Annotated in this window: 21 protein-coding genes and 1 pseudogene; 15 read left to right on the top strand and 7 right to left on the bottom strand. The window is 68.1% G+C overall.

The window, feature by feature from the left end; genetic code table 11:
• Positions 1 to 24: 24 nt before the first annotated feature.
• On the bottom strand, positions 25 to 234 hold the full coding sequence (locus tag CEB94_RS14660) for a hypothetical protein (protein ID WP_175432645.1): 210 nt from the start codon (positions 232 to 234) through the stop codon (positions 25 to 27).
• Between the two features lie 672 nt (positions 235 to 906).
• Between CEB94_RS14660 and CEB94_RS14655 the strand changes: the two genes are divergently transcribed.
• Both CEB94_RS14655 and CEB94_RS14650 read left to right on the top strand, forming a co-directional pair.
• Positions 907 to 1,404, top strand: coding sequence for a tyrosinase family oxidase copper chaperone (locus tag CEB94_RS14655; RefSeq protein ID WP_175432644.1), 498 nt, complete (start codon positions 907 to 909; stop codon positions 1,402 to 1,404).
• On the top strand, positions 1,388 to 2,254 hold the full coding sequence (locus CEB94_RS14650; protein WP_175432643.1) for a tyrosinase family protein: 867 nt from the start codon (positions 1,388 to 1,390) through the stop codon (positions 2,252 to 2,254). The genes CEB94_RS14655 and CEB94_RS14650 overlap by 17 nt, the downstream gene beginning before the upstream one ends.
• Before the next feature lie 79 nt (positions 2,255 to 2,333).
• Here CEB94_RS14650 and CEB94_RS14645 read toward each other — a convergent pair whose 3' ends face one another.
• Positions 2,334 to 2,624 (bottom strand): chaplin, encoded by a 291-nt coding sequence (locus CEB94_RS14645; RefSeq protein WP_175432642.1) that lies wholly within the window; start codon positions 2,622 to 2,624, stop codon positions 2,334 to 2,336.
• 402 nt (positions 2,625 to 3,026) lie between these two features.
• On the opposite strand from CEB94_RS14645, the gene CEB94_RS14640 reads away from it, so the two are divergent.
• From CEB94_RS14640 to CEB94_RS14625, 4 genes are all read left to right on the top strand, one after another.
• Positions 3,027 to 3,305, top strand: coding sequence for a hypothetical protein (locus CEB94_RS14640; protein WP_175432641.1), 279 nt, complete (start codon positions 3,027 to 3,029; stop codon positions 3,303 to 3,305).
• Between the two features lie 83 nt (positions 3,306 to 3,388).
• Positions 3,389 to 3,667 carry a hypothetical protein gene (locus CEB94_RS14635; protein ID WP_175432640.1) on the top strand — a complete coding sequence of 93 codons (279 nt, stop codon included), beginning with the start codon at positions 3,389 to 3,391 and terminating at the stop codon, positions 3,665 to 3,667.
• A gap of 248 nt (positions 3,668 to 3,915) precedes the next feature.
• Positions 3,916 to 4,185 (top strand): hypothetical protein, encoded by a 270-nt coding sequence (locus CEB94_RS14630; RefSeq protein WP_175432639.1) that lies wholly within the window; start codon positions 3,916 to 3,918, stop codon positions 4,183 to 4,185.
• Positions 4,186 to 4,331: 146 nt separating this feature from the next.
• On the top strand, positions 4,332 to 4,607 hold the full coding sequence (locus CEB94_RS14625; RefSeq protein WP_175432638.1) for a hypothetical protein: 276 nt from the start codon (positions 4,332 to 4,334) through the stop codon (positions 4,605 to 4,607).
• Positions 4,608 to 4,788: 181 nt separating this feature from the next.
• Here CEB94_RS14625 and CEB94_RS14620 read toward each other — a convergent pair whose 3' ends face one another.
• On the bottom strand, positions 4,789 to 5,748 hold the full coding sequence (locus tag CEB94_RS14620) for a D-2-hydroxyacid dehydrogenase family protein (RefSeq protein ID WP_175432637.1): 960 nt from the start codon (positions 5,746 to 5,748) through the stop codon (positions 4,789 to 4,791).
• A gap of 160 nt (positions 5,749 to 5,908) precedes the next feature.
• On the opposite strand from CEB94_RS14620, the gene CEB94_RS42485 reads away from it, so the two are divergent.
• A complete protein-coding gene (locus CEB94_RS42485) occupies positions 5,909 to 6,457 on the top strand; it encodes a class III lanthionine synthetase LanKC N-terminal domain-containing protein (protein ID WP_484422086.1) in 549 nt (182 codons plus the stop codon).
• A gap of 206 nt (positions 6,458 to 6,663) precedes the next feature.
• Entirely contained in the window at positions 6,664 to 7,050 is a 387-nt protein-coding gene (locus CEB94_RS14615; RefSeq protein ID WP_246111800.1) for a YbhB/YbcL family Raf kinase inhibitor-like protein, read from the top strand.
• Between the two features lie 7 nt (positions 7,051 to 7,057).
• On the opposite strand, the gene CEB94_RS14610 is transcribed toward CEB94_RS14615, so the two are convergent.
• The 3 genes from CEB94_RS14610 to CEB94_RS14600 all read right to left on the bottom strand — a co-directional run bounded on the left by CEB94_RS14610 (position 7,058) and on the right by CEB94_RS14600 (position 9,245).
• On the bottom strand, positions 7,058 to 7,255 hold the full coding sequence (locus tag CEB94_RS14610; RefSeq protein ID WP_246111799.1) for a hypothetical protein: 198 nt from the start codon (positions 7,253 to 7,255) through the stop codon (positions 7,058 to 7,060).
• A gap of 98 nt (positions 7,256 to 7,353) precedes the next feature.
• Complete coding sequence (locus tag CEB94_RS14605) at positions 7,354 to 8,037, bottom strand: response regulator (RefSeq protein WP_175432635.1); 684 nt, start codon at positions 8,035 to 8,037, stop codon at positions 7,354 to 7,356.
• Positions 8,038 to 8,042: 5 nt separating this feature from the next.
• Positions 8,043 to 9,245, bottom strand: a complete 1,203-nt coding sequence (locus tag CEB94_RS14600; protein WP_175432634.1) for a sensor histidine kinase — start codon at positions 9,243 to 9,245, stop codon at positions 8,043 to 8,045.
• A 142-nt stretch (positions 9,246 to 9,387) separates the two neighbouring features.
• Between CEB94_RS14600 and CEB94_RS14595 the strand changes: the two genes are divergently transcribed.
• From CEB94_RS14595 to CEB94_RS14580, 4 genes and pseudogenes are all read left to right on the top strand, one after another.
• The gene (locus CEB94_RS14595) at positions 9,388 to 10,524 is read left to right on the top strand and encodes a glycosyltransferase 87 family protein (RefSeq protein ID WP_175432633.1); all 1,137 of its coding nucleotides are present in this window, start codon (positions 9,388 to 9,390) and stop codon (positions 10,522 to 10,524) included.
• A complete protein-coding gene (locus CEB94_RS14590) occupies positions 10,521 to 11,684 on the top strand; it encodes a glycosyltransferase family 4 protein (RefSeq protein WP_175432632.1) in 1,164 nt (387 codons plus the stop codon). The genes CEB94_RS14595 and CEB94_RS14590 overlap by 4 nt, the downstream gene beginning before the upstream one ends.
• Positions 11,685 to 11,702: 18 nt before the next feature.
• A pseudogene (locus CEB94_RS14585) lies at positions 11,703 to 12,265 on the top strand (transposase); the annotation flags it as partial.
• Positions 12,262 to 12,669: a hypothetical protein gene (locus CEB94_RS14580; protein ID WP_246111798.1), complete on the top strand. Its 408-nt coding sequence runs from the start codon at positions 12,262 to 12,264 to the stop codon at positions 12,667 to 12,669. The pseudogene CEB94_RS14585 and the gene CEB94_RS14580, both read left to right, overlap by 4 nt.
• An 814-nt stretch (positions 12,670 to 13,483) precedes the next feature.
• Here CEB94_RS14580 and CEB94_RS14575 read toward each other — a convergent pair.
• Positions 13,484 to 14,239 carry a GntR family transcriptional regulator gene (locus tag CEB94_RS14575; RefSeq protein WP_175432631.1) on the bottom strand — a complete coding sequence of 252 codons (756 nt, stop codon included), beginning with the start codon at positions 14,237 to 14,239 and terminating at the stop codon, positions 13,484 to 13,486.
• Between the two features lie 78 nt (positions 14,240 to 14,317).
• On the opposite strand from CEB94_RS14575, the gene CEB94_RS40895 reads away from it, so the two are divergent.
• From CEB94_RS40895 to CEB94_RS14565, 3 genes are all read left to right on the top strand, one after another.
• On the top strand, positions 14,318 to 14,596 hold the full coding sequence (locus CEB94_RS40895) for a hypothetical protein (protein WP_246112156.1): 279 nt from the start codon (positions 14,318 to 14,320) through the stop codon (positions 14,594 to 14,596).
• A 592-nt stretch (positions 14,597 to 15,188) separates the two neighbouring features.
• The gene (locus CEB94_RS14570; protein WP_175432630.1) at positions 15,189 to 15,494 is read left to right on the top strand and encodes a hypothetical protein; all 306 of its coding nucleotides are present in this window, start codon (positions 15,189 to 15,191) and stop codon (positions 15,492 to 15,494) included.
• Positions 15,495 to 15,995: 501 nt separating this feature from the next.
• Positions 15,996 to 16,526, top strand: coding sequence for a hypothetical protein (locus tag CEB94_RS14565; RefSeq protein WP_175432629.1), 531 nt, complete (start codon positions 15,996 to 15,998; stop codon positions 16,524 to 16,526).
• Positions 16,527 to 17,091: the final 565 nt, after the last annotated feature.

The raw sequence follows: 17,091 nt of genomic DNA, 5'->3' as shown, positions 1-17,091 counted from the left end.
CCACGACTGTTGTTCTTCGGTCTTTTAATAGATTTCGTATGAGGTATTGGCAATCTTCGGCATCTCCGGTTTCCGCCCAGGCCAGGGCTCGTTAGGCACGGCGACAGAATCCCCTCCGGCGACGCGCGTTGCCGAAGAAAGGAACACGATGAAGTCTCTGAAGGCTGCCGCCGTCTTTGCCGGATCCTTGATCGCCGCAGGTTCCGCCACGCCCGCGTTCGCCCAGGACGTCATGGTCGCTCCGAGCGCCCCTGCTGCTCAGAGCGCTCCGGATGTGCAGGCTGCTCCGGTCGCTCAGGCTGCTCCGGTTGCTCAGGCTGCTCCGGCGGCTCCAGTTCAGAGTGCTCCCGTCGCCCAGAGCGCTCCGGCGGTCCAGAGTGCCCCCGTCGCCCAGCCCGCTCCGGCTCCACAGGCCGCTCCGGTCGCTCAGGCGGCTCCGGTCGCTCAGCCTGCTCCGGCTTTTCAGAGTGCTCCGCCTGCTCCGCCTGCTCCGGTCGCCCAGCCCGCCCCCGCTCCTCAGCCTGCTCCGGCCGCTCAGAGCACTCGCGACCTGGCGTCCACCGACCTCACCGGCGGCGTCAGCACCAAGGTGCCCCTGGACGTGACCGCCGAAGGAAAGGAGTCGCTGGTCCACACGGCGAAGAACGCCGCTTCCGCGGTCAACGACGCCAAGCCGGTGCACGGCAACCTGTGGTTCTAGGCGCGAACCACGCCCTGCGGAGGGCCGGTCCTCGGAAAGTCCGAGGACCGGCCCTCCGCACGTGTCCATCAGGTGAAACGGACGCTCCCTCCCTCCCTTCCTCCGGCAACGGACACCGGTGATCACTTGTCTGGCCGCACGGCGGTGACCGCGCGGGACGTCCGGCGGTTATGGCTACGACACCGGAACCGGACGAGGAGCGGACCATGGCCGTCAGCATCGGCGCAGGACAGGCGGGGGAGGAGGCGCCGACCCCGGCCCCGGCACGAGCGGTACCGGGCCGTACACGGCGGGAGGCGACGCGCACTCTGCGTGTCTGCGTCTTCGCCGCCGCCGTGGCGGCCCCGGTGGCCGCCGCCCTCCGGTCCCGGCGCCCCGGGCCCGGGGACGTCCCCAGCGGCACCGTCTTCGCCGAGACCTATCGAGGCCGCCACATCGGCATGGTGTGGACCCCACCGCACGGCCCGGCCGGGCAGGGCCGGTGGCACGTCACTGTGGACGGCCGCCCTCTGCACCTGATGCGCCGGGCCGACGGCACCTGGCTGAGCATGGTCGACCACTACTGCTCCTACCCCTCACCGCTCGAGGCCGCCCGCGCCGCCGTCGACGCCCTCGGCCCCGGTCAGCGACTGGGCGAGCCGGCTCAGGGGCCGGGAAGCGCGGGCCACGTGCACACGGAGAACCGGCGTGGCGTACGTACGTAAGGACGCCGGTACGCTCACCAGGGCCGAGCAGCGGCGGTTCGTCAAGGCGCTGCTGGAGGTCAAACGGCGGGGCGAATACGACGAGTTCGTGCGGATGCACGTCGAGTACTTCTCCGCGGACGGCGAGCACGGACTGCGCGCCGCGCACATGGCGCCCTCCTTCCTGCCCTGGCACCGCCGGTTCCTGCTCGACCTGGAGCGTGCGCTGCGCCGGGTGGACTCCTCGGTGACGCTGCCGTACTGGGACTGGACACGCGACCGCAAGGCCACCTCCGCGCCCTGGACGGCCCATCTCCTCGGGGGCGACGGGCGCCGTTCCGACCACCAGGTGATGACAGGTCCGTTCGCCTATCGGGAAGGCAACTGGACCATCAAGGTGAACGTGACCGACAGGGTGTTCCTCACCCGGGACCTCGGACGCCCCCGAAATCCGGTCGGCCTGCCCGCGAAGAGTGAGCTGGAGTGGGCGCTGAAAGACCCCGTCTACGACGTGGCGCCCTGGGACTCGACGGTCACCCGGGGTTTCCGCAACAAGCTGGAGGGCTGGGGCACCGGCCGCAGCAACACGACCTGGCGCAACCACAACCGGGTGCACGGCTGGGTCGGCGGGGACATGCTCGGCGGGGCCTCCGTCAATGACCCGGTGTTCTGGCTGCACCACGCTTTCATCGACCTGCAGTGGTACCGCTGGCAACGCCGGCACCGCGGTGCCCGCTACCTCCCCGCGACGCCGCCGCGCCGGGGCGATCGGCAGCACGGCCGGATCGTGGCGTGGCGCCAGAGCCTGCCACCGTGGGACGTGACGCCGGCGGAACTGGAGGATGTCGGCCGGATCTACCGCTACGCGTGAGGTGGCACTGGTTTCCACCGGGCGCACGGGGAGAGCCCCGGCCTTCGGGGGCCGGGGCTCTCGGGTCGGACAGCATGAGTCAGTGGCGGTGGCCGCTCTTCTTGCTGTTCTTCTTGTCGTTCTTCTTGTGGCTCTCGTTCTTGCACTCGTTGCCGACGGCCGGGTTGAGCAGGCCGACCACGTTGACGGTGTTGCCGCACACGTTGATCGGCACGTGGACCGGCACCTGAACCACGTTGCCGGACAGGACGCCGGGCGAGCCGATGGCCGCGCCCTTGGCGCCGGCGTCGGCCGAGGCGAGACCGGCCCCACTGAGCACCACGGCGCTCGTGCCGAGAGCGACAGCGCCAACCTTCGCGATGCGAGACATCACGTTCTCCCTTACTGACTAGGTAAGTGCGGCAGCAGTACGAGCGCCGCACTGCCCCTTCAACGCGACGACCCCCGACCGGTCACGAGGAATCCTCCGCAAATCACCCGTCTTGAACAGGGACTCCGCCAAACGGGTGCGGATCGCGGCCCTCTGCTCGTTTCCGGCCTCCTGCCAGGTGTACTGGCGGGGACGGCAGCCGCCCGGCCGGTGCTCGGTTCGGGGCGGCGGTCCGGCTTGGACCCATCCGACTGATGCACGGCAACGCCATGACGTGCACTTTCACAGGAAAGACACGCAGTCGGGCGTTTCGCGTGGAAAAAGGCGCAAACACCGCTTATCTTAGCGACTGTCGGTGACCGGACCATAACGGTCCGTGTCGACTCGAGAATCGGAGAAGTAATGCGCAAGTACCAGAAGGCCGCGGTCGTCGTGGCCATGCTCGGCAGCGTCAGCTTCCTCGGCGCTGGCGTTGGTCACGCTGCGGGCGGGGACGACAAGTTCAAGCTCGAGAACGAGCAGGCCCAGTCCTGCTCGCAGAACGACTCGACCCAGGGTCTGGTCAACGTCGACGACGTCAACGTCAACGTTGCCGCCATCCTGGGCCTGGCCAACCAGGACAACAGCGAGCGCGAGTCGCTGAGCTGCTCGCAGGCCTTCTCTCTGCGTGGCGGCCACTGATCAGCTTGATCCAGGCAGGCCCCGGTGCTCGAACCATGCGTCCGAGCCCCGGGGCCTGCCGCCTGACTGAAGGAAACAGGTAGATGTTCAACTCGAAGAAGACCGCGGCTGTGGCGGCGGTTCTGGGGAGCTTTGCTCTGATGGGTGTCGGTGCCGTCCAGGCGTCAGCCCAGGGTGGTCCCGGCACCTGCGTCGAGGACGGCAAGGGGCATGTCCGCTGCGTGCAGATGAGTGAGTACCAGGTCATCAAGGACAAGCGCGGAAACGTCACTGTCGTCAACAACTCGACGCAGACCTGTCCGACGTCGCACAGCCAGGTCAGCTGTGTCGACAGTGTCGCGCTGCCCGTCAAGGGGACCTGACACTTCCGCCGGCCCGTGCGGGCTTCGTCTGCCCGCACGCACGCGCGGCCCTCGGCGGTGACTCGGGGTTCGGTCACTCGCTGCTCGCCGGTCCTCCCGCTCTGCGAGCGGAACTACAAAACGTCTTTTCCAGAGACATGCGCGGTTGGGCGTTTCGCCCGGCAAGGGGCGCACACCCCGCCTAGGGTTGGCAACTGTCGGTGACCAGCCCATTACGGTCTGTGTCAACTCGAGAAATCGGAGAAGTAATGCGCAAGTACCAGAAGGCCGCAGTCGTCGTGGCCATGCTCGGCAGCGTCAGCTTCCTTGGCGCTGGCGTTGGTCACGCTGCGGACGGGGACGAGAAGTTCAAGCTCGAGAACGAGCAGGCCCAGTCGTGCGAGCAGAACGACTCGCGTGAGGGACTCATCAACATCGACGACATCAACGTCAACCTCGCCATCCTGGGCCTCGCCAACCAGGACAACAGCGAGCGTGAGTCTGTGACCTGCTCGCAGACCTTCTCCCTGGGCAAGTAATCACCGACCAGGTGATTCACGCAGGCCCCGGGGCTCGAACCAGGTGTCCGAGCCCCGGGGCCTGCCGCTTGGCTTCTTTGCCGGTAATGCGTCCGGAACGACTCACCTGCCCAGTGGCGGCGAGTCGACCGTAAAGGAAAAGGTAAATGCTCACTTCGAAGAAGATCGCGGCGGTAGCGGGGATCCTGGGGAGCTTCGCTCTGATCGGTGTCGGTGCCACCCAGGCCTCTGCCGAAGGTGGCCCCGGCAAGTGCGTCGACGACGGCAACGGTCACGTGCGCTGCGTGGAACTGAGCCAGTACACGTACACCACCGACAAGGGCAAGGTCACTGTCGTCAACAACACAACGCAGGAGTGCCCGACTTCGCACAGCCAGGTCTCCTGCGTCAGCAGCGCTGTCGTCCCCGGCAAGAAGGCCTGACTCCCGCCGAGGCCGAGGCGCCTCGTTCACGGCGGCGCCCTTTGAGTCCACCCGCACAGCGGGCCATGGCCGGGACCCGGTATCGGGTCCCGGCCATGTGCGTGCCTGTGACCCTGCGGTCGATCGCCGACGGTGGAAAGCGCGCCGTCGTACGGGCGTAAGGGCAGCCGTCGTACGGGCGTCAAGGCAGCCGTCGTACGGGCGCGCCCGCGAGGAACGCGCGGATGTTCTCGACCGCCTGCCCGTAGTACGTCGCGTAGTTGGCCTGGGAGACGTAGCCGAGGTGAGGGGTGGCAAGGAGGCGAGGGGCGGTGCGCATCGGGTGGTCGGCGGGCAACGGCTCGATGTCGAAGACGTCGATGCCGGCGCCGGCGATACGGCCCGCGTGCAGGGCCTCGAGGAGGGCGTCCTGGTCGACGATCGCCGCCCGTGAGGTGTTGATCAAGTGGGCGGTCGGTTTGAGGAGGGCGAGTTCGGCCGGGCCGAGCAGGCCGCGGGTGCGGTCGCCGAGGGCCAGGTGGACCGAGACGAAGTCACTGGTCGCGAGCAGCTCTTCTTTGGAGGGGGCGAGTTCCACGCCGACCTCGTCGGCGCGCTCGCGGGTGAGGTTCTGGCTCCAGGCGCTGACCCGCATGCCGAAGGCGAGCCCGACCTGGGCGACCCGGCTGCCGATCTTCCCCAGGCCGAGCAGTCCGAGACGCCGGCCGTGCAGGTCGGCACCGACGGTGCTCTGCCAGGGGCCGCCGGAGCGCAGGGCGTTGCTCTCCTCGACGATGGCGCGGGCGAGGCCGAGCAGCAGTGCCCAGGTCAGTTCGACGGGCGGGGTGGAGGAACTGGCCGTGCCGCACACCGTGACGCCGTGCGCCTCGGCGGCCGCGTAGTCGATGACGGAGTTCCGCATGCCGGAGGCGACGATCAGTCTCAGCCGCGGCAGCCGGGCGATCAGCGACCCGGGGAACGGCACGCGTTCGCGCAGGGTCACCACGATGTCGAAGCCGGCCAGGGCGGCGGCCAGGTCGTCCTCGCCGTCGATGTGCCGGTCGAACGACACGACCTCCACCTCGTCCGCGACCACCGACCAGTCGGCGACCTCGGCCGCCACCTTCTGATAGTCGTCCAGTACAGCGCAGCGCAGCCGCACGTCGTGCCCCTTTCACGGCAAGTGGATCGGTCCTCGGAACGACCCGCGGATCGGCCCATGACTCGGTTCCAGGGGGCATGATCGCGCTTCGGGCGGTGGCACCGGAAGCCTCTCCCGTCACCCGACCAACGATCTGCGCTGGAACCAGGGCCCGTTGTACGTGCGCTACGGCGGTTTCGTCGAGCGGCACGTCGTCTCGGAGAAGGGAGTGCTGGAGCCCGCCATCGAAAAGCCCGACGGCACCCTCGTGCCCGATCGCCGCCTGCCCGGCTTCCACGTCCCCGAGTGGGTGACGCTCCCGGAGTTCCTCCAGCCGCACGCCGAGGCGCGCCGTGCCGAGTCCCTGGCCGGCCTTCCGTACACCGTCCGCCGCCCGGGCGCACTTCTCCAACGGCGGGGCGTGCACATCGCCGAGGACACCCGCACCGGCAAAGAGGTCATTCTCCGGCAGCCGCTCAGCAAGTTCTTCGGCCTCAGTACCCCGAGACCGGCCCCAGGGCCGACCCTGCCGAGAACGCCGACTACACGGAGTGGGCGATGGGGGTCTGCAGCGCGGTGGAGGACGCGGTCGCCTCGGCACACGCCCGCGGGTGCAGCGCCTCGGGACGGACCTCCACCGGGGGGGAGAGAGAGACGGCACCTGCGCCGGCCGAAGCGCGCGCTGCACGGCATGAGATCACGGGCATACCACCTACCCCGAAGCCACTGAGTACGGCACTGTGTCTCCGACTGTCCGCGTTAGTCATGGGGGGATCAACGTTGTGGGAGCAGTTACCTGCCTTGGTCGGCGTTGGCGTAGGGGCCGTCGGCTCCTACTTGGCAACCAGCCTCACGGAACGGAGCCGGTGGCGACGGGCAAGAGCCGAACGCTGGGATCAGAAGAGACTGGACACCTACGCGTCCTACGCGAACGCCTTGAAGCATCAGATCAACATCGCGCAGCGCATAGGGGCCGCAAGGGGATTCCAGCACGCTGTGGACCCGCTGGATCCGGAGCAGGGCCTAACACAGCTCGCCGAGGCGGAGGCGCGGCGTGCAGCCGAGTGGGAAACGGTGCTGCTTGTTGGGGATGCCGAGACCATAGCGGCAGCTCGTAAGTGGCATGAAGCTGTTTGGAACGTCGAACTTTATGCTCGCGGTCTGAAGGACGACCCTGCTGGCTGGGAGAAAGCGGTTGGGAAGATGAGCCGAGCACGTGATGACTTCTACGCTCTCGCACGGCGTGACCTAGGTATCTCGGGGCCCCCTCCACCGTCCGGCAACTGGCCTCGTGTCTGGCAGCAGCAAAACGGAACGAACTGAGAGGGCGTTAAGTCCGTTTCTGGTAGCGGCCTCGTCCGGGTTGGGTGAGGAAGCCTTGTCGGGTGAGGCGTCCGAGGCGGCTACGAGTGACGTTCAGGGCCGGGTCGGCGGTGAGCGTGCCGAGGAGGTCGCGTAGTTCGCCGGCCTGGGTGGTGGCTGCGTCGTGGCGGGCCTGGAGGTTGGTGAGGAGTTCGGTGATGTTCACGCGGCCGCTTGGAGGGTGTCGCGCCAGGACGGAGTGGGCGTGGTGAGGCGGCGGGTCATGCTCGCTGTGGAGGCCCAGCAGACCGGGGAAACGATCCCTCAGTGGGCTCCGCCTCCCACCCGCACCAGCCCCAACTCGTAAGCCGCAATCACGGCCTGCGCCCGATCCCGCAGCTCCAGCTTCGCGAACAGCCGGTTGATATGGGTCTTCACGGTGTGATCCGTGATCGTGAGCTGGCTTGCAATCTCCGTATTGGACAGCCCCCGAGCGATCAAGGTAAGCACCTCCGCCTCCCGCGCTGTGAGTTCCCCAGCGGAGTGAACCGGCAGCCGCGACGCCCGCGCATGCACGAACTCGCCGATCACCCGTTTGGTGATCTCGGGCGAGAGGAGCGCGTTCCCGGCCGCCACCACTCGCACCGCGTGCAGCAGTTCGGGAAAGGTGGCGTCCTTGAGCAGAAAGCCGCCCGCCCCGGCCGCGAGCGCGTCGTACACGTACTCGTCGAGCCCGAAGGTCGTCAGCATCAGGACCTTCGTCGCGCCCCCGGACCCGGCCAGAATCTCGCGGGCCGCCTCGATGCCGTTCTTGTGCGGCATCCGGATGTCGAGGAGCGCGAGATCGGGCCGGGTCTCGGCGGCGATGCGTACCGCCTGCACACCGTCCTCGGCCTCGCCCACGACCTCGATATCCTCCTGAGTGTCGAGGAGGTTCACAAAGCCGGTGCGGACGACCGCCTGATCGTCAGCGACCAGTGCCCTGATCACACCCAACTCCTTTTCCATGCCGATCACTCGGTCCCCCAGGGAAGCTCCGCCTCCACCCAGAAACCTCCGTCCGGGCCCGCGCCCGCGCTGAGCCGACCGCCAACCAGGGCCGCCCGCTCCCGCATCCCGGTCAGGCCGTGGCCCGTGCCGGAGCCTGGACCGGAACCCGGGCCCGGTCCGTCGTCGTGGATGCGCAGCGTGAGCAGCCGGTCGGCGCCGTAGCCGATCTCCACCACGGTACGGGCGCCGGGCGCGTGCTTGCGCGCGTTGGTCAGCGCCTCCTGGATGATTCGGTAGGCGGACAGCTCCCATGCGGCGGGCAGCGACACCCGCTCTCCTGTGACTCTCAGCTCGACCTCACCGCCCACCGCCCGGTGCTGCTCGACCAGTTCGGCAATATGGTCGAGGGTCGGCTGCGGGGCGGTGAGGGCCATGTCCTTCTGGCCCTGGGGGGTGCGCAGGACGCCGAGGAGGCGGCGCAGTTCGGCCATCGAGGAGCGGGCGGTGCCGGCGATCTGCTGGAAGCCGTCGCGGGCCTCGGGGGGGAGTCCCGGGGTGGTGTATGTGGCGCTCTCGGCTTGCACGGCGATCATCGACACCGAGTGCGAGACGATGTCGTGCAGCTCACGGGCGATGGCGGCCCGTTCGGCCTCGGCGGCCTGCTGCCGCTCCATGGCGATCAACTGGGCCTGTGCCAGGTTCCGTTCGTTGCGGGTCTCCTCTCGGGAACGTACCGCGTCACCCATCATCACGGCCCCGAAGATGACCACGGTCAGCAGGAACGACTCGGCGAACAGACTGAGTGAGCCCTTCTCCCAGAGCGCGGGCACCGGCAGGTCCATCCGCGACCAGGTGTTGATGTGCACCAGGTTCACGCACAGGGCCCCGAGCGCGGCGCCCGCGACGGTCAGCGCGGGGTGTAGTACCCGGTTGCGGCCCAGGGTGTAGCAGCCGATCAGCCCGCTCGCCATGATCGAGGCGTACAGGTTGACGTCCCCGGCGAACCCGAGCAGCCCCGCGGCGACTGTGAGCACCGCGACGGGCGGGAACGACCGTCGCCACATCAGCGAGGCGGAGGAGACGAGGACTCCGATCGTGGTGGTCACGGATCCGGGAAAGGCGATCAGCTCCGCCACTGCACCGACGGTCAGAGCGCCGCCGGTGACCCAGGGATAGGCGGGCGCAGCGATCCAGGCGCGAAACCGCTGCTGAAGGGGCGTACTCATACATCCATGGTCCGTGTCGGGGTGGGTGCGCGCGTCGCCGCACGGGTTGAGGCTGGGGCCGGATGTCATGCCACGGGTTGAGTTTCAGGTTCGGAGTCTCGGTTGACGTCCTCCGACCTGCGGATTCCTACCGTCGATGGACATGACGAAGAGTCTTGAACGGTACGTGCGGCACATTCGGTACGTACGTCACGAGCGGTACGCGTGGGCTGGCTGCGCGGTCGTCGCGCTAGGGCTCGCTCTGGCCTCGGATCTGGGTCCGCACCGGGTGTGGGGGGTGGTGGCGGGGGCGGGCTACGCGGTTGCGGCGGTCCTGGCGTGCGGTGCGCGCTCCCGCCCCGCCGCCCGGGTGGTCGCGGTGGCGGGGGCTGTCGTGGTGCCGCTCGTCTCGCTGGTGACGGCTGGGCTCGGGCAGCTGGAGGTCACGGTCGTTGATGGGTCGGGGCAGCTGCTGCTCACGACCGGCAGCCCGTACGTCGCCGACCCTACGGCCGTCGCCGACTTCAACCCCTACCTGCCCGGGATGGCGCTCTTCGGTGTGCTGCCCGGGGATGCGCGCTGGTGGCTGGGCGGCGCCTTCGTGGTAGCCCTCGCTGCGTCCGGCCTGCACCGAGCCTGGCTGCTCGCCTGCCCTCTGGTCGCGCTGCCTCTCGCGGTGGGCGGGATCGACCTTCCGGTCGTCGGCCTGATGTGCCTCGGGGTGGTGCTCGCCGGGCAGGGGCGGTCGGGCCGGGCGGGGCTGGTGCTCGGCGCCGCGGCCGCGCTCAAGTGGACGGCGTGGCCCGCGCTGCCTGTGGCGCTGGCGCTGATCGCGGTACGTCGGGGCGGTCGGCCCGCGCTGCGGCACGCGGTCGTGGCCCTGTCCACCGCTACGGCGGCGGTGCTGCCTTTCGCCCTCGCTAACCCCGCCGGCTTCTACCGGAGCGTCATCGCCTTCCCGCTGGGCCTCACCAACACCACCTCGCCAGCCGCGAGCCCGCTGCCCGGGTATCTGCTCGCGACGTACGTCCCCGGCGGCAGGGTGATCGCGCTCGTGCTCCTCGCGGTGAGCGCGCTGCTGATCGCGGTATCGCTGGTGGTGCAGGCGCCGGGGACGGTACGGGCAGCGGCCGCCCGGCTCGCGCATGGTCTGGGCCTGGCGATGGCCCTGATGCCCGCGACCCGTTTCGGCTATCTGGTCTATCCGCTGGTGCTAGGGGCGCTGGCGTACCGGATGCCGCAGGGCGGCAGCACCACTGTCACCCCTGTCGCTCCTTCCAGGGAGAAGGCCCTCGTATGACGAACAACTCCCGCCCTCGCACACTGATCGTCACCAATGACTTCCCGCCCAGGCAGGGCGGCATCGAGACGTTCGTCCGTGAACTGGCCGACCGATTCCCGCCCAACGAGGTGGTCGTCTTCACCTCGGTGCCGAGCCCGGCCACGGCGGAGTCTGCACCCGACGAGTCCTTTCCCTACCCGGTGATCCGCCACCGGGTACGCACCCTCCTGCCCACCCCCCGGGCCACCGCGCACGCCGCATCCGTGGCCCGCCGGTACGGCTGCGACCGGGTGTGGTTCGGAGCGGCGGCGCCGCTCGGCCTGATGGCGGGCCGACTGCGGGAGACGACTGGCATCCGTACCGCCGTCGCCACCACGCACGGCCACGAGGTGTGGTGGGCCCGCACCCCCGGAACCAGGGCCCTGCTGCGCCGCATCGGCACGGAGGTCGACGCCCTTACCTGGCTAGGCGCGAGCACCCGCCGACCGATCGAGGCGGCCCTTGCTCCCGGGACCCGCACCGCACGTCTGGTCCCCGGCGTGGACACCACGGCCTTCCACCCCTGCCTGGACGGCGGTCCGGTGCGGGCCCGCTATGGCCTGGGCCGCCGCCCGGTGATCCTGTGCTCGGCCCGACTGATCCCGCGCAAGGGCCAGGACACCTTGATCAGGGCGCTGCCCTGGATCCGCAGGGCGGTCCCGGACGCCATGCTCCTCCTGGTCGGCGATGGCCCTTACGTTCCCGAACTACGCCGACTTGCCCTGAGCGAAAGCGTTTTGGACTCGGTTGTCTTCGCAGGCGGCCACCCCCACCACACCCTCCCCTCCTTCTACGCCGCCGCCGACGCCTTCGCCATGCCCTGCCGTACCCGCAGACGCGGCCTGGAGGTGGAGGGCTTGGGCATCGTCTACCTGGAGGCCGCCGCGTCCGGACTCCCCGTCCTGGCAGGCGACTCGGGCGGCGCCCCCGACGCGGTACGCGATGGCGAGACCGGCCATGTCGTCGACGGCAGCTCGGTGGCGGCGACGGCGGACCGCCTGACCAGACTCCTCCTCAACCCCGAACTCGCCCACGAGATGGGCGAGAAGGGTCGCCACTGGGTCCAAACGGAATGGACCTGGGACCGCTCCTACGCAACTCTGGCGGAGCTGCTCCATTCAGCGGGAGCAGCAGGGTGAGTGAGCGCAAGCCGTACCGTGCGGGAGAAGGCCCGGCGATTGGAGGGCCCATCCCTGGTGGTCATCGACACCCAGTCTGTGCGCGCGGCCGCAGGTGTCCCGAAGACCACGACGGGACTGGACGCAAACAAGAAGACACCGGGGCGTAAACGAGGACTGGCCGTCGACGTGCTGGGGCTAATCATCGGCGTCGTCGTCCTGGCCGGATCGGATCACGACAACGCGGCTGGCACCGCCCTGCTCGACCAAGCCGTCGAACGGTGCGGCAACCGACGGGAAAAAGCCCTGGTGGACCAAGGTTTCAAGGACCAGGTCGTCATCCACGGCGCACTGCTGGATATCACCGTCGAGGTCGTCCACCGCAACCCCGCCGACCAGGGCAAAGGCTTCGTCCCGCAACCCAAAAGGTAGGTAGTCGAGCAGGTCAACGGCACCTTGATGCTCGGCGCCTGGCCCGCGAATACGACCACCGGCCCGACAGCGCAGCCTCCCGCGTCTACTGGGCCTCCACGGCGAACATGACCCGCCGCCTCACCACGCCCACTCCATCCTGGCGCGACACCCTCCAGGCGGTCGCGTGAACATCACCGAACTCCTCACCAACCTCCAGGCCCGCCACGACGCAGCCACCACCCAGGCCGGCGAGCTACGCGGCCAGATCAAGCACCTCACCGCCACCCTCACCGAGACCGAAGCGCACCTCGCGGACCTGGACACCACCCGGAAGGTCATCGTCGAACTCACACTGCCCGAGAACACACCGGCTCCGCCCGAGACGGCCACCGCCTACCAGGCCATCGTGGGCGCCTTCAACCAGCACCCCGCCCAGGCATTCCGTGTCCGCGAACTACACGACCTTCTCGGCATGCCCACCGACGACCCGGCCCTGAACGTCACTCGTGCCGCCTCGGACGCCTCACCCGACAAGGCTTCCTCACCCAACCTAGACGAGGCCGCTACCAGAAACGGACTTAACGCCCTCTGAGAGCGACCTGATGAGGACACCGGACGTATTTGCTTTGACGCCGGGTATGCCCTCGTGTCATCCAAGTGCCAGGTTCGAGGCTTTTCGGACCTGACCTGCGGCGATGCCCCTGAGAACCTGTTCACGAGTAGTCTGCGGCGGCTGACATACGGCCGCTGCGGGCGGTCCACGCCTGCAGGTGGCCGAGTGGGCCGGAAACAGCGTTGCCGTGCTCCTGGCGACCTACGCCCGCTGCTTCGAGGGCCAGCTGCCCGACCGGAAACGTATTCGACACGGCCACCCGCAAAAACCTCGTAACGGCCGGACAGCCCCGGAGTCAGCCCTTGATCATCAAGAAGGCGTCCGGGGCCTCGCCGTGCCCAGCGGCACCCACCCTGACCAGCAAAAAGCCCTCCCAAACGGGAGGGCGGAGACTTGCGCCCCCGGCAGGACTCGAACCTGCGGCCAAGCGCTTAGAAGGCGCTTGGTGTATGGAGAGACACACCACTGTTGACCTGCATACTTGTGCGACCCGCAGCGCGTCCGCCCGTGAACTCGACACGCATTCGACACGCGGTCTTGCGCTGTCTGAACTCAGCGGAAGAGGTTCGGCACAGGACAGGCCTCGAGAGGCTCGTCCGGTCGGTCTGCCCAGCCCCACCAGAGATGCCGATCGCTACACCTCCACAGGGAGCGGCACGCCCGTCGACCGTCGTCCACCCGTTCGGAGAGCACGAGTCCGCCGGACGTCATGGGCTGGCCGCACTGGGGGCAGCCCGGGACCTCGTTGGTCATGCGGCGCACTCCAGTGACTCCGGCTCGGTCTCGACTGTTGCTATCGGTTGATCGGGATCTCGTAGACGATCTCGCAATGTGCGGCGGGCACCACGATGTCCGCCGTCTCCACGGGCCGCCCGTCGTCGCTGTAGTACGTCCGTCGGATGTGCGTCACGAGAGCGGCCTTCTGGATACCGAGCAGTGACGCCTCTTCGGCGTTCGCCTGTCGCGGTTCCGGTTGCTCTACGGCGTGGCTGACGGTGACGCCGATCGCGGCCATGCGGTTCACGACTCCCGCCCCGGCGTGCGGCCCTCCCTCGGGGAGGACGACGAGTGTTCCGGCGGTGAGGTCGTACGGCTCCCAACTCGTCGACAGCTGCACCGGCCTGCCGTCGGCAAGGAACTCGTACGTGGTCCGGACGCAGAGGTCGCCCTCGGTGAGGCCGAGCCGCGCTGCGATGTCTGCCGGTGCCGGCACCTTGGCCTCGGTCCGGCTTTCCCAATCCCCTTGTCTGCCCAGGGCCTTCATGTCTGCCCGGAAGGGCGATCCGCTGGGCTGCTCCCGGGCTGATGACCGGACGACCCGGACCCGCTGTCGGGGCTCGGCGACGTACGTGCCCGAACCTGCGCGTCCCTCAAGCACACCTTGGGAAATCAGCAGCTCCTGCGCGCGGCGGACCACGTTCTCGCCCACACCGCACTCCTGGCCGATCTGGGCGCGGGAGGGCAGGCGGTCCCCGGGCTCCCATACGTGTTCCGCGATCCGCCGCCGGAGTTCGTCGGCGATGCGGAGGTAGGGCGGCTGCTCAGGCATATGGAAAATCTAGTCCACTAGCTCTAATCTAGTTAACTAGCTTTACTCAAAGTGATCGTCGGTGACGGAGGCTGCCCTGTGCCCGCTTCGGGAGTTCGCGCGGCAGCCATCGCTGCCCGGCTGTCCGACCTCGGACTTCCCGCACGCGTGGAGGAACACGACCGGCACACGTCGGTCGAAGCGGCAGTGCCGGAATCTCTCTCCGCCGACTTATGGCGGGAGGTCCTGGAAGCCGTGGCCGAGGCCGATCGATTTGGGCTGCTCGCCACCAGCCTGTACGACCGCACCCTCTGGGCGGTCGTACGCAAAGCGGTCCCCGCGACGGGCGATGTCGGGGGACCGAGCCATCAGCGATAGGAGCTGACCAGCATGCTCAACGTTATCCATCGCGCAGTTGCTCTCGCCAGAACTCGGCATGTCCCCAAGGGCAGGCATCGCCGCACCTTAGGGCCCTCGCGGCCACCGATCGCCCCTGTTTCCCCGGTATCCGCTGACGGGCCGACAGTCGCCCTCGCGCAGGCCGTCGACGAGCCGAGCCATCGGCACTTGCTCAGAGGCGAGGACAGTGCACTCGTCCGTCCGTACGTGCTGGCGCGAGAAGAACGCACCCGACGGCGCCCGACGGTCGTCATTGCTCCCTACCTGTCGACCGACGCCTGGTCGAATCTCCTGGGGGTTCAGTGACGTCCTCGCGGCGGCAGACTCTTGGCCCGGACATCTCAGCTACCTCGTACCGCTCGGCTGCTTGCCAGGTCGGCACGCACCAGGCCTGCGCGGAGTCCACTCCGGACTTGGCGCCGGTCGACCTCCCCTTGATCTACGAGGCTTGCGGCTGCCTGTGCCACGCGGCATCTGACCAGTCTCGGCCCGGAGGCGACGCAGCGAGGAGCTCGACATCCAGCGGTACGCCGGCGCCCAACATCGAGGCCACCGAGGGGCGAGTAGAGGGATGACGGCACAGGACGAACTGAGGCTCCTCCCATGGGCGGGGCCGGACGGCAAGCCGTGCTATCTGAGCACTGGTGACCATGGGGGCTACGTGTCCCGCCTGGCGGACCACATCGAGGCGTTCCAGCTTGGGATGGCGTCCCAACTGCTTGAGCACGCACGGCAGGTACTCGACGACGACATCGAGGACCTGGAGGAGTTGCACCTTCTCGCCGCCCAGTTGACCAGCGCACTGCGGGACGTGCTGCGCCTAGCGACCAGCCGCGGACGGAGGCCGGTCGCGCCTGGGCACCCCTGCGGGAACTGAGCGGCAACCGTGTGTAGTGCAGCAGGGGGCCTCGGAAACGGTCCGGGGCTCCCTGTTCTCATCCGGCGTGCGCTTGGCACGCTTGCGGTGGGACTGAGCTTAGTGACTACCGCTCCAGGGGTGCGATCCGAAGCTGCAACGGTGTTGCCGTCGACTGACCCTACGGCCGGACAGAGTCGCTTGTGTGCGCCCCTGTCCGGGGCCGTTGATGTCAGGAGTCAGATCCTACTGATCCGCAGCTATCTGAGAGCTGCAATCTACAAATACACGGGCGGGGCGTCCATTTGCGATCGTCAGCGGGAGCCCATCCTGAGGTTGTGGGGCCAAGTCGGTCGGCTTTGTGTGCACACAGCCCTGCGCAGTCGTCGTGACCAGAGCTGCAGTAGGACCACCGAGGGCGAAGACGGGCTGAGTGTTTGTACGGATCTAGACACAGCTCGCCAACAGGGGTTTCCGCAGTACGAGCACGGGTATTTCCTCCTCCAAATTGGAGGGGGAGCGATGGAGGGCAGCGCACGGCGCAAGCGGGACTGGGCTACTGACGTTTCTTCAGGTGCGGCCGCTATTGGCCTTATGGTTACCGGCGTACTCGGGTGGTACCAGCTGCAGGAAATCAAGGAGCAGGACAGAGAGCAAGAGCAGAGTCAAGCGGCGCTGGTTACGAATTGGGTGGAGGACAGGACAAAAAATGGAGCACGACCTGAAACATGGGTCGTAGTGATTTCCAACAGATCATTCGATCCGGCCACCGATGTTTACATCAGAGTGCCCGGCGACTCGACATCAAAGGACCTAAAATACGTCGACAAATTTGTGGGCCAGGTTCCGCCCTGTTCCAGGGTCGAGGTTCCTTACGGGAACGGTGATTTCATCGTTGGCATCAAGATGACGTTCGTCGACAGTGCTGGCCAGAAGTGGCGCCGTAGCGAAGTGGGCGTGCTCAGTAGGAGTCCGTACGAATCCAATACGCTGGGCGGTCAACCCGCAAAGTGCCCCATAAAGAAGACTGTGGGATGCGGGGGCAGTAGCTAGAAGACGTCGTCCTAGACTGCCCCGAACCCAGTCGCCGTTGACCACCGAGCGCACGCTCTCAGTTCCCACCCGCATCCCTACCCCGGCGTCGAACAGGCCGCCACGACCATCACGAACGCTGGCAAACAGCCGGGCGCCGCGGGTTCCGCTCCATCGCGTGCGGTGTGGGACCCATTGGTGGTAGACAGCCATTCAGGAGATCTGTGTCGTGAGGGTGCGGGGAAGAGTACGGGAGGCGTGCAGCCTCGGTGAGGCGGTGCAGGTCGAGCCACGGCCGCCCCTCTCGTGGCCTGTGGGGTCGGCCGTGGCCCTTCCCAACAAGCGGTGACCGCTTCGCGGAACACGAACACGGCTGTCGACGTCGACTGCCGCGAACTCCACCGCGACATGCTTGGGCGCCGCCGCGACCACCCGTCGGTGCGGTTCATCCTGGACGGCACGCGGCCGAGCCCCGTTCGCCCGTCTGCCGCTGCGAGACCGGGCCGACAGGTGGTCTCCCGTAGGCTGTCCGGCATCTGGGGAGCCACGGCGACGAATTCCTCGCCGAGATACTGCGCCTGGGCAA

Origin of the sequence: Streptomyces hawaiiensis, from assembly GCF_004803895.1 — a bacterium.
Taxonomy (GTDB): Bacteria; Actinomycetota; Actinomycetes; order Streptomycetales; family Streptomycetaceae; genus Streptomyces; species Streptomyces hawaiiensis.
The sequence above is the reverse complement of the archived record's forward strand: the minus strand, read 5'-3'. Positions and strand labels throughout refer to the sequence as shown.